Source organism: Parabacteroides sp. PH5-46 (assembly GCF_029892785.1).
Lineage (GTDB): Bacteria > Bacteroidota > Bacteroidia > Bacteroidales > Tannerellaceae > DFXE01.
The window spans coordinates 25,277-37,456 of record NZ_JARXXA010000007.1; the positions used below are offsets into that span (position 1 = coordinate 25,277).

General features: G+C 33.5%; 10 protein-coding genes. 2 read left to right on the plus strand and 8 right to left on the minus strand.

Annotated features, from left to right (window positions below):
* Positions 1-6: 6 nt before the first annotated feature.
* The 8 genes from M2470_RS09000 to M2470_RS09035 form a co-directional block, all read right to left on the minus strand.
* A complete protein-coding gene (locus M2470_RS09000; RefSeq protein ID WP_163274312.1) occupies positions 7-1,194 on the minus strand; it encodes a hypothetical protein in 1,188 nt (395 codons plus the stop codon).
* Positions 1,195-1,240: 46 nt separating this feature from the next.
* Positions 1,241-4,369: an AAA family ATPase gene (locus M2470_RS09005; protein ID WP_280744815.1), complete on the minus strand. Its 3,129-nt coding sequence runs from the start codon at positions 4,367-4,369 to the stop codon at positions 1,241-1,243.
* The gene (locus M2470_RS09010) at positions 4,350-4,913 is read right to left on the minus strand and encodes an ABC-three component system middle component 1 (RefSeq protein ID WP_280744814.1); all 564 of its coding nucleotides are present in this window, start codon (positions 4,911-4,913) and stop codon (positions 4,350-4,352) included. Before M2470_RS09010 ends, M2470_RS09005 begins: the two co-directional genes overlap by 20 nt.
* The gene (locus M2470_RS09015; protein WP_280744813.1) at positions 4,891-6,189 is read right to left on the minus strand and encodes an ABC-three component system protein; all 1,299 of its coding nucleotides are present in this window, start codon (positions 6,187-6,189) and stop codon (positions 4,891-4,893) included. The genes M2470_RS09010 and M2470_RS09015 overlap by 23 nt, the downstream gene beginning before the upstream one ends.
* Entirely contained in the window at positions 6,167-7,252 is a 1,086-nt protein-coding gene (locus M2470_RS09020; RefSeq protein ID WP_280744812.1) for a hypothetical protein, read from the minus strand. The genes M2470_RS09015 and M2470_RS09020 overlap by 23 nt, the downstream gene beginning before the upstream one ends.
* A gap of 505 nt (positions 7,253-7,757) precedes the next feature.
* Positions 7,758-8,441 (minus strand): hypothetical protein, encoded by a 684-nt coding sequence (locus M2470_RS09025; RefSeq protein ID WP_280744811.1) that lies wholly within the window; start codon positions 8,439-8,441, stop codon positions 7,758-7,760.
* A 1-nt stretch (position 8,442) separates the two neighbouring features.
* Positions 8,443-9,228, minus strand: coding sequence for an AAA family ATPase (locus tag M2470_RS09030; protein WP_280744810.1), 786 nt, complete (start codon positions 9,226-9,228; stop codon positions 8,443-8,445).
* Positions 9,229-9,265: 37 nt separating this feature from the next.
* Positions 9,266-9,739, minus strand: coding sequence for a DUF3408 domain-containing protein (locus M2470_RS09035; protein WP_280744809.1), 474 nt, complete (start codon positions 9,737-9,739; stop codon positions 9,266-9,268).
* Positions 9,740-10,287: 548 nt separating this feature from the next.
* On the opposite strand from M2470_RS09035, the gene M2470_RS09040 reads away from it, so the two are divergent.
* Positions 10,288-10,728: a hypothetical protein gene (locus M2470_RS09040; protein WP_280744808.1), complete on the plus strand. Its 441-nt coding sequence runs from the start codon at positions 10,288-10,290 to the stop codon at positions 10,726-10,728.
* Entirely contained in the window at positions 10,713-11,999 is a 1,287-nt protein-coding gene (gene mobB / locus M2470_RS09045) for a conjugal transfer protein MobB (RefSeq protein WP_280744807.1), read from the plus strand. The genes M2470_RS09040 and mobB overlap by 16 nt, the downstream gene beginning before the upstream one ends.
* The last annotated feature ends 181 nt before the right edge of the window (positions 12,000-12,180 follow it).

Here is a 12,180-nt window from a genome sequence, read left to right on the forward strand (position 1 = left end):
TTCTTTTTATTTAGGATAAACCATAGCATATTCAATATTTTCATGTACATTGAACGTTTCTGAAACAATCAGTTCGTTTTCATACTGTGAAATGAGTTGGCAATACAATGTTACTCTTTCGTTAAAATCCACTTCGTGTTGGAAATTATAGTTCAAAATAAAATCGAATAAATGATTTCCCGAAGCTGTAAAACGATTTTTTACTTCTTCGAGATTGATGAACATCATTTCTTCGGCTTCCACATCCAAATATTCATCCGAAATAATTTCGGCCATTTTTTGCCGAATGTTGGCTTGAATTTTAATGCTTTCAAATACTTTTTGAATTAAAGCCAATAACTCATCATCTGTTTGCAGTCGGTCAATGGATAATTTCAATGGATAAGCCGGATTTGATTCAAAAACAACAGCATTATTCTCTGATAGAATTTTTCGGATATCCGTTTTGCTCTCAAGCTCAAACTGGTCTTTCAGATATTTGATTTGCCTCAACTTTTCAAGGAACCGACTTTGATATTTTATTTGATTCAGATATTCGATAATCTGCTTCTGTATTTCTATCAGATTATGTCTGCATTCGTTTAACTGTCGTTTCAGCAATGTTTCAATACGATTCAGTTCTTCGTCGTAAGCAATTTTGAAGAATGTCAGCTCTTCTTCTGACAACAACCGCTCCGTAGCATGGATAAGCGTAGAAATATCCTCCCGCTTTTTATCCAAGAACTCCAGTTTGCTTTTTTTGTTTTTATAGTTTGGCTCGTTTTTGAAGGTATTATCTGTATTACGCTTCAAATCAATAACATTGCGCACTGTGATATTCCCGATTTTGCGAATAGAGTTTTTAATCGTTTTGAGGTAAGTGTATTTCCGAGTTTCATTATTCTCCTGTAGATAATAAAGAATATGCTGCTTTACATTTTGAATGCTTTCGTTGATATACGAAATGTTAATTTCTTCATTTATTGCTAACACTTGCTCAAAAAACTGAAGATATAAGTCGTCTAATTCCAAAAAACCTTCATTTTGACGAATTACAGCATGGTCTATCAGAAACTGAATGTGGTCTTCATCTGTAAATTCAAGAGCAAAATCATACTTATAAGCCATTGTTCGCTTCGCAAACATTTCCGCAAATAAATCCTTATGCCTGCTCAACGCATTAATAAGTTCTTTTATGGAATAGAAAGTATTCATTTACTGATATTCTTTATTGCATGAGAAAATATGATTTTTATTTATTTTACTGTTGCTTTATCTTTCCAAAAGTTTCAAGTTCAATATATTTTGAGCGGAATAGCCCTTTGGGCAGCTTTTTTTTCAATAGAAGATGAAAGTTTTCTTCGTGGGTAGATAAAATTAATTGTTTTTTATGATTGACAACTAAACTTCTCAACAAGTCTATTGTTGACAAAATATTTATGCTATCCATAGATTGGATAGGATCATCCAAAAAAATGCAATTCACAGCTCTTCCTTTATCATCTGTAGTATTCAATGCTTTTGCCAGAAAAATGCTAAGACTTAAAACATTAAGTTGCGCTGCGCTAAAATAAAGACTTGGAGAGATGTATTTTCCTTGCTCTCCCAATGATTTAACAAAAACTGTCAATTTGGGAGATGTGTCGTCAAAATTACAAGCGAAATCAATTTCCTTATAATCAGGATGAGGGTCTATTTTGGAATATATATCCACAATTAGGTCTTTATGAAAAAATGAGTTAATATGATTCTGAATATGGACAGCCAGACCTTTCCTCTCTTTTTCAAAGTCTTCTTTCAAGGTTGTATGTTTCTCTAAATCCTTTTTTGCACAAGATATGTCTTCTTGTGTTTTTTGTTGATTCAAATAAGGCAATATATACTCTTTTGATCTTTCTAATTTCTGATACTCTTCCCTCATTTTTTTTTGAAAAGAGATTTTATTATCAATATCAACGAGAAATTTATCAACAAAAATAATCAGGTGCTCTTTGTTCTCTGCATTATCTTCCGAAGTGTTAATTTTCTTTATGAATGCATCGAATTTTGACAAAAATCCAAGAACTTCCTGTAATTGTGTTTCTTTGTTTGTGATGTTATTTTCTATTTTTGAAATATCAATAGGCAAAAGAAGCTCGTTTAATTTGTCGATTTTAGAATTATGCTCTGTTATTTGGTCTTCTATCACTTTTATTTTATCCGACTCTTTAATTATTAAACTTTGAAGTAGTTCAGGGTTAAGACTTTCAAGATAATGTGTTACTTGAAAATTCAAAACTGTTTTATATTCCGGATTTTCTTTGGTAGATGAAATAATGTCGATAGAGACTTTATTTTTATCTATTAAAGCTTGAATTTCCTTATTGAGTAATGATTGCCTCTCAATCTCTTTAGCTAATTTTTCTCCTTCTTCCTGTTTTACTGTGATATTTATTTTTTTTTGGTTTTCTAATTTTAATTGAAATTCTTTTTCTTGGAGGTTTTCTGTCTTTTTAGTATAAGTTTCTAATTCTGTGATTTTATCACTTATTCCTTTTTCCAAAAATGATTTTTCTTGTACTGTTTCGCCTATGTTTTTTGTATTATTTAAAATTTCAACCTCTAACTTTTGTTGTTTGTCCAAGATTTCTTTTTTGATTTCACTTTTCAAGGAGTCAATTAAATCCTTATTTGTTTTCTGTTTTACTTCTTCTAATGATTTATTTTTTAACAATATACTTTCATTTTCAGAAAGAAGCGGATTGTCTGAAATTCTTTCCAGCAAATCTTGGAAAGAGTCGTGTTTTGTATTACATAATGGGCAAATTTCAGTCTGAGATTGTTCAATAATTCCAGTACCTATTCGCAGGAGGGATTTTACATCTTCTTTGATTTGAATTTCTTCTGAAATTCTTTTTTCGTAATCTTTTATGATTCTATTCGAATTTTCAATATCACGGAAAAGTTTTTCAATCTGAACAATATTCGCTTGCTTTTCTTCTGTTAGCCCCTCGATATTGTTAAATGAACCTTTTTCGAAATGAATGAGATTTTGCTCAGTTATCATTTTAAGATTTTTATGCTTATCTAAAAGTTGAGAATATTCCTGAAGTTTATTTTTTAAGTCTGAGACTTTTTCTTGCCTTTCTTTGATTTCTATATTTACCGAACTAATTTTTGCATATACATTTGGTATATCTTTAATTTTCGCATCTATTGTCAGTATATTCTCATTTAATCTTCCTACTTCATTTTGAATATTATTGATGATGTGTTTTAGTTTCTCGGTATCAGCAGTTTTTATTTCCAATGCTGATGCACATTCTAATTGGATTTTCTCTTCTTTCGATATTCTTTCTTTTGCCTGTAAATAAACTGGATAGATTTTAAGAATATCATCAATATGTTTTTTCTGAATATTATTTTTTTCGACTTCTCTTTTTAAATTATTGATTTGATTAGTTAAAGATTCTCTTTCTTGAACTCTTTTTTTGCTCTCTTTCAACAGATTGACTTCCGAAATTATGATGTTGTATTGCTCCTTTTTTTCGAAATAAAAATCAATTTTTGCACTTTGAATTTTGATTTCTTCTGATAATGAAATGAGATTTTCAGTAGTGTTTTCTATTTCAATAAATCTGTTATTAATAATATCTTCTAATCCTTTTTTTGTTTGTTCGTCAAAATAGATATCGATTTTCTTTAATTTTTCTCCCCAAGAAAGAAGAGTTTCTATCTGCGCATTTGTTGTTTCAATAATCTTATTATCTGCAATTTCAAATGGTATTTTTTCTAATTCGGAAATTTTCTTTTTTATCTCTGTGATCTGTGTTTCATTTTCTTTTATCAGACTAACTAAGTTCTTATAATACAAGTCTATTTCTTTATTACCAAAATATTCCATGAATTTCTCATACCTTTTTTCGGCAGTATCTTCTCTCAAAAAAGCATCAATCCAATCTTGCGACAAAATTACATCTCTGAAAAACTTCATATTTTCCAAAGTATCTTTTTCGTCGAAATTAAAATCAGTTCCTCCTTTTTTAGGGACAGGGGGAATAATTCTATAAGGACTATAATCCTCTTCTTGAAATGTAGTTTCGATTTTTACATAAGCATTCTTGCTTTCTCCAAAATCCCGATTTCTTAAAATAAACTGTTTTGTCTTATCTTTTTTCCGTTCTTCTTTTGCTATAATCTTATTTTCTTTTTCTCGTTTTAACAAGCGACTAATATTATTTGTCATCCCCCATTCTGTAGCATCATAAAAAGAGGTTTTACCAAAGCCATTAGGGGCATATATGGAAACAAAATCAGCACAATCTCCGTCGGCCAACATGAAATTATATGTGGAATTTTCAGCATTTTGATAAGCCCTGAAACCTTGTATTTCAACTTTCTTTATTTTCATAATTCTGTAAGATTTGCTTCAAGATTGTTTTAGTGTCGTTATTGTCTTTATTTTTACCGGAGGTAATTTGACTATTTTTTATAGTATCCCACAATGGAGTTTGACCCATATAATCGACAGAAGAGTTTGAGCCTGTATTTTCGACACTAATATCTTCCATTGTCACTTTTGATGAAATCAATGTTCTTTTTACCTGATCAGAAAAATCTTCCTTCAGAAAGTTCTCTATAACGATTTTCCTACAACAAAATTTATCATTCTCTATTTCATACTTGATCTCTTTGGAAACTCCTGTTTTGCAAAGCAATAGTAAATACAAGTTCCATTTTATAAATACATTATCAATTTGTCCTTGTATGCAGGCTACAATAGAACTTGTGATTTTTCCCCAATTATCTTTTAATAAATTTTCATCAGGGAAGAGAGCAAAAGTAACAATCGCGTTGTGCAAAGTGTCAACTTCAACAACACTTATGTTGAAATCTTTGAATTCGTTTTTTAAGACTTCTACTTCCGGTATTTTATCCAATAGAGAATGTGTCATTCATTTTATCTTTAAAGAAATTTGGTATTTTTAAAATATCATTAGGATATTCAAACTGTTTTTCTAATAAATCTTTTTGAAACTTGTAAATATGGAATAATCCAAAATCTGAGTATATGTCAATCCCTGAATCAATTTGTAATTTTTCATCATCTCGTTGAACTTTTGCTATATTAGGAATACTTGTTTTAGGAATGCTGACAACTGTTGGCATTTTGTCTTTATCTGTACTAATAATTATAGAGCCGCCTTTGCTTAAACCCTTTAGATTGGATTTGTAGATGTCTTTTATGAGATGCATCCAATTTTCGGATATTCCAAATAAAAATCTGTTTTTAGATAAATAGTTATTTATAGACTCAATAGAAATCTCATCATTTGAATCTTTCATTAAGTTGATTACTATAAACTCTAAAAATGTAATCCAAAGATGTTTATTAAATAAATTTGCTGATGAATGTCCTGAAATGAGTAAACTTTCATTATACTCTTTAAGCACTTGATGGGGAAAAATTGATTCGCACAGCTTTGATTTCACTTGATTTAGCAGGTAATCTCTTAAAGGAGTATTGTCAGGTGTAAGGTTGTTAAGAGGAAATATCGCATCTTTCAAATGTAAAAAACAAGTTAAATAAGATGGCATAAGAGGAGGTAATCCTTTTTTTTCTATTAATTCTTGAAAAGAGTCTAAAGGAATAAAATTTATACGACCTAAGATTTCATTTTCATCCTTCGCTACCATTTCCGATTGAATGCCAATTAGCTCAATATTACTCCCGAATTGCCGGAGAATACCACCGCCAGACATTCCATCTACCTCTTTAAACACTGGTTTTCCTTGAATTTCTGCCTCGATAAAATCATCAAGTTTATCATCTTTTAATTCTATATCATTTGAACGATAAGAATCTACATCATTTCTTCGTCTTAATGGATAACCACAAAGTTTATAAATGTGAGAAGGATCAAATTTTAATTCTGTTTTGTAAACAGGCAATATTTCTTCAATGCCATTTTTTTTTATTTTTATTATGGCTGCTCCATCTCTTGTTTTAACATTTTCATCATAATAGGGTGGGGCTATCAGTTCCAAAACTACAGGTTCTGTTCCTGTTTGTTGTTCTATCTTAATATCTTCAACAGACAAATCTTTAATAACATGCCGGGCAGTAAGAACATAAGAATATTCCGCAGTAAGAGGCTGAAATAAGCATCCGCTGCCATTATTCACTTTGACAGTCAATGCTCTGAATCTATTTGATATGTTGTCCGTCATTATTGTATTCAATAGAAGAAACAGGTTTTGCTATAAATTTATGTTCTTTATAATCGGTATCGTTGAATATTTCCGATATAAGTTTCGGATAGTTGAATAACAATGTCGGATTATCATTCAATTTTATAATTCTAGACAAGCATGTTTTATCCGGTAATCCATGCCTTTCTCCATTTGTTGATATAACATATGTGTCACAATTTATAAGTTCCAAAAGTTTAGGACTTGTGTTTGCCTTGCTACCATGATGCGATAATTTTACTAATTCAACAGAACATTTGTTCTTGGTCGTATATCCTAATTTTTCAAGACTCTCTGTTATTGTTTTGTCGAAAGCATCTCCCAAAAATAAAAAATTCTTTTCGTTCAATGTCAATAAAAATGCAATTGAACTTCCATTATGAATTGATTTATCAGGGGAAAATACATCATTTTTTATTAATTGAGTAAGCGTTTTATTGTAATCGGTTGATTTCCCAGAAGTTTGATTATTGTTCTTTTCAAATTCCCATTTAACAATTAACTTTTTAAGATTTTCTATATCTGGAGATAATATTTTAATTTCCATTCCAAAAAAATCAATAACATCTCCGGATTTTATAATTTTCTTTTCCCAACCAGCCTTATTTATTATATATTCAAATTTAACTCCTTGAGGAATTCCTGTTTGTGTGTTTGTATTTGTTCGTGGAGAAATGGGAATGAAATTCTCCTCAATCACCGGCTGATTAAAAAAATCTGAAATTACATTTCCGGAATTAAACCAAATATTTTTTACCAGATTTATATCGAAATTTTCATCTTCGAACCAGTTTAAAATTCCGTCTATGTGATCACAATCAACATGCGTAACAATAAGCAAGTCTATTTTTTGCCCATTTTCAGAGATCTCCTGTACAACATTTTTTAAATCTCCAGAAAGTTTTTGCTTAGTTCTCTTATCTATAGATTCATACGTAAATGCAGTACCTCCATCAATTAAGATATGCTTTATATCTTCCTTATAATTAAAAGATATGAGAATGGAATCTCCATAGTATGCCGAAAGAAATTTTATAATCATGCTTATTTACAATACTAGTTCTTTAGGAATGAGACCTTTTGCAAAAATACAAATAATATATAACATAAAAACATGAACTCCGAAGAATAATAGATATATATCCTTCGGGTCTAACTTGATTCTAAAGTTAATAGCTATATCGGATTACGCTCTCTGTTTTCCGGTTATACTCCTCAATCCTACTATGGCAATGTCCATGTACCATACAAGCTCCGTAATTTTTGCGACTTCATGAAACAAGCGGATAATGATAAAGTGCCAGAGAAAAATCTGTCTCCAAGAATGGGAATCGGAATGCTTTGAAAGTCAATTCCTTCATTTGTTGAACACTTTCAAAATAGTTGGGTAGTTTAACATTACTCGCATCATGATTGCCTACATTCAGATGCTTTATTTCATGCAATTTACCCGTATGAAGGAGTTTACAACTTTTTGATATATAAATAATTTGCAGAAACGGACACAATCTGTCCATCTCTGCAAATTATTTATTCTTTATTTCCGCTTACTCCCTAACAAATCTCCTAAAATCAAACCCCTCATCCCCATTGCCGGACAATGCTTGCCTGTTATCCTCAATCCGGTTCAGGATAGCCATAGCCCGCTCCTCCGCTCCATGAATCTGTTTGGTGAATTGGTTGTAAATATCCGTTCCTTCAATCTTGGGAATGATATGTTCAACTTGCACTTCCTCTTCTTTTGTAATCGGATTATCCTTCAGGGTTCTGACCACCAATTCAAATTCATCAAGGGTTGTCCCTGTGCTGAATTGTGACCGTTCCTTTTCTGTCAAAACTGGAATAGTTTCATCATCTATAGTGTCCGGATCAATGTCGGAAACTTCTTTTTTCTCCATCGGAATAGACATAAAAGGCTTATTCTCTTCTATCATTTTGGATTGTTGCAACACCAGCTCTTTTAATTCGGCAATTTCCTTTTTTAATGGATTTGCGGGTTCTATCAGTTCCTGTTCTGCCTGTTTAGAGATACTTTTTTCTTTCAGTTTAAATTTCGATTTTCCTACAATATCTGGAATCAGGTCTTTGGTTGGCGAACTTCTCTTTTTATCCTCTTGTCTTGACTGATACTTATTATCAAACCAATCTTTGAAGATATTCCAAAGGTTCAGGCATGCCATAAAGAAACATGCCGTCGCCAATAGAATTGCTTTTAACTTTTCCACTTCCATATTACAAGTTGATTATTTTGACAATCTCTTCCACCAGTAAATCCAATTTGCTGTCTTTCAGAAGCGGTTTATCGGGAGGAAAGATTGTAGAGAGGAATAAGTAATCATTTCCTTCTATGGATTGTTCCCTGTCATAACGGACACTTTGCGGAATACGGCTCTCCATAATAGAAATACCCAATCCTAAAATGGCTTCCTCATAGTAATTGAATAATTCCTTTCTTTCCCGATTTGTTACTTTGTTCCAGAACGGATAAATACCTTTTAGCCGGATTTGCGGGTTCATGGTTATCATTTCGTTAATGGAGATAATAAACGGTAGGGTGCTTTCCATGTTGATGCGTGAAGTTGTTACCGGGACAAACAGGTAATCCATTTGAAAAAATATCTCGACAACATTCTCATTGTTTACCGTTCCCGGCAGGTCGAATAACACCACATCGTATTTTTCCGCTTCGTTTTCCAAAAACGCTTTTGCCCTTGCAAGTGCCTGTTCCGGCTTGGTCGGAACGATAGGATAAGTTGGTTTGCCCAATTTTGCGAACAGTGCTTCTGCTTTCTTCTGATAGAAAGCGTTGCTTTGTAGTTGTTCCGCTTCCCGTTTCCGCATCTTCTGAATACTCCATTGCGGAAAATCACAATCTATTACGGCGACATTATACTCTTTTTGGTAATGTAGATAGCTTGCTACCAACGTTGTAAATACGGATTTGCCTGCTCCACCCTTTTGTGTGCAAAATGAGATATACACAGGTCTTGTTTGCTTTTGATTTTCTGAATTGTTCATGATGTTCTTTTTTAATTTATACTGTTTCTGAAATGTATTACCTACTGTTCCTTTTTATGGGTCTTTTGATGTTCTCTTCGTAGATACGGTTGATTTCGTCTTCGTAGAGTTCGATATGATGGCTGATAATGTTATCGACCAATCCGCTGATGCTAATCCGTTCATTGCGTATTGAGCGGACAAGGGTTTGAAGCACTTCGTAGTTATCTTTGCCAATATATAATCCCTGCCGGTTACGAAGTTCGTTTCGGGAAAGAAATACCGATTCATAATCTACCGCTTGTCCCCGCTTCTTTTTGGGCGGCTCTTTCGTTTTTTCTTCAATCGTTTTTTCCTCAATGCAGGTTCCTGCTTCGGGATTAGTATTGCTTACGACAGTCTCCGTCTGATTCTCTGCCAGTGTGGATTTAGGCATTTCTTCATTGCTGCCTGCAACTGCAACTTGACGAATAAATGCACTTGCGTCTATCTTCACACCTGCCTTTTTGTTTGCTTGATTCTCTTCTTTCATATATGAATATTTTTAGGATTACCTACATTTACGCAATTCTTCTTTTGCTCATTTAATCAGCCATTCAGTTATACGTTTCTGTCTACCTGAATATCTGCATACCTGCTTATCTGCACATTTATCAGCAGATAGGCAAATAGGTAGTTCGACTTGCATTCTGATTTGCATTTTTGTTTTTATATCACAAAGAAAATGATAAAAAATAGCTGATTTTGGAATCAGTTATAAGTGGCATCGGTTGTCTGTTTCTGTCCGCTTATCTTATTGTATATAAGCGAAGTTCATCCCCTATCTTTGTCTAACGGGACTGAAAAGTCGGGAGTCGTTTTCTGTTTTAAACTCCCGCTTAATGAGTAACCGTTCCGCTTACTATCAATGTCCGCCCTGAGTGCGGATTTTATTGTCGATAGACAATAGCAAGAAGTGTTTTTGTCAGCGAAAAATTCCATTTTCCTTCTTCCAAAAACATTTCTTGCCCAAACCTGAGAGTTTGGGGGCGGTTCTCCCAAGTCGAACCTTTTAAAAAATACATTCAAAGATTAATGAACATGGAACATGTCGATAATGGAGCCAGGCGGCTCAAAAAGAAAAGAGGGCGCAAGCCTAAAGCGGATAAGCAGACTTACCGCCACATGATACGCCTCAACAACAAGGATAACGAACGGTTTTTATCCTTGTACCATAAGTCGGGACACAAAAGTAAGTCCCGGTTTATAGCAGATTGTATATTGAACAATCCGGTAAAAATCGTTCCGATCAATAAATCGGCTATGGATTTTGCGATGTTGTTGTCCCAATTCTTTGCACAGTTCCGGGCGGTAAAGACCAATTACAATCAGGTTTTTCAGGTCTTGGTTAGGAATCTGGGCGAAGAAAAAGCACGCTCGATGATGAAGATTATTGAGAAACCGACACTGGATTTTGTCCTGATGAAAGCCCAGATAGAAGATTTATACACTCAAATCCGGGAAAGATGCTTGCCAAAATAAGTTCCGGAAAATCGGTATTCGGGGTATTAGCCTATAATAAAATCAAGGTGGAAGACAATCAGGCGGATGTGGTGTATAGCCAAAAAATGTTTGATTCTCCCGACGGCAAATTCTCTATCCGTAATTGTATGGATTCATTTGCTCCTTATTTGGCTATGAATAACCGAACTGAAAAAGTAGTATTCCATGCTTCGCTTAATCCCGATCCGAAAGATAAACTGTCGGATGAACGGTTGTCAGAAATAGCCCAATGCTATATGGAGAAGTTGGGCTATGGAAACCAACCCTATATTGTTTTTAAGCATACGGATATAGACCGGACGCATGCACATATCGTTTCCTTGCGGATTGATGAAACAGGCAAGAAGATAAATGACAGCTATGAAGTTGCCCGTTCCATGAAAATTTGTAAGGAGCTGGAACAGGAATTTAATCTTATCCCGCTAAAGAAAGGGAAACGGGAAAGTGAAGCTCCAACCAAGAAGATAGACTACAAAGCAGGAAATATAAAACATCAGGTGGGTAATATAGCTAAATCTGTGATGAATCATTTCTATTTCCAGTCATTTGGAGAATACCGCACATTATTGGAACAATTCAATGTAACGGTAGAAGAAGTGAAAGGAGAATATAAAGGCAAACCATATCTGGGATTGGTTTATTCGGTAATAGATAACAAAGGAGAAAAAATCGGTGTCCCGGTTAAATCTTCCAAGTTTGGAAAATCGGTTGGCTATGATGCGATGCAAAAGCATTTTGAGCACTCCAAATCGGCGATTGAGAGAAATAGGGTAAGGGAGAACCTTCGTCCAGTTATTGCTAAGGCCATGAAAGAAGCCAATAATATAGATGATTTTAAATTGCTATTGAAAGAAAAAAGTATCGGTGCCATTTTCCGGCAGAACGAACAAGGGCGTATTTATGGGGTTACATTTATTGACTATCAAAATCAGGCTATTCTCAACGGTTCGCGCTTAGGTAAAGAATTTTCCGCTAATCAATTTCAAGCCTTATCCAATGATTCTCCGGTGAAAGAAAAAGAAGAAAGACCGGAACAACAAGTCAGTTATAAGCCCCAACTGGAAAAGCTATCTTCTCCTTCGCTGAATTTATCAGGTGTTACAGATGCCACTTCAAGTCTATTCAGCATCTTTGATTTAGAACCGCAAGGAGATAATTATGAAGATATTGCTTTTGCCAAAGAAAAAGAATACGAGGAAAAGCAGCGGCAACGGAAAGCGAAAAGGAGAAAACCGGGTAGACAGATTTGAACTTAGCACTTATTGAAAGACAGAATAACTTTTTTAACGCTATGCTAAAAGTTATTTCCATCTTCCAACAAGTCATCATCATCATTTTTTATTTTTCTTGATAAATTTTCCACAATCTAATGACCGTTACCGTAGTAATAGCTACGAATACAAATCAATTTAAAAAGAAATATTTTCCTTT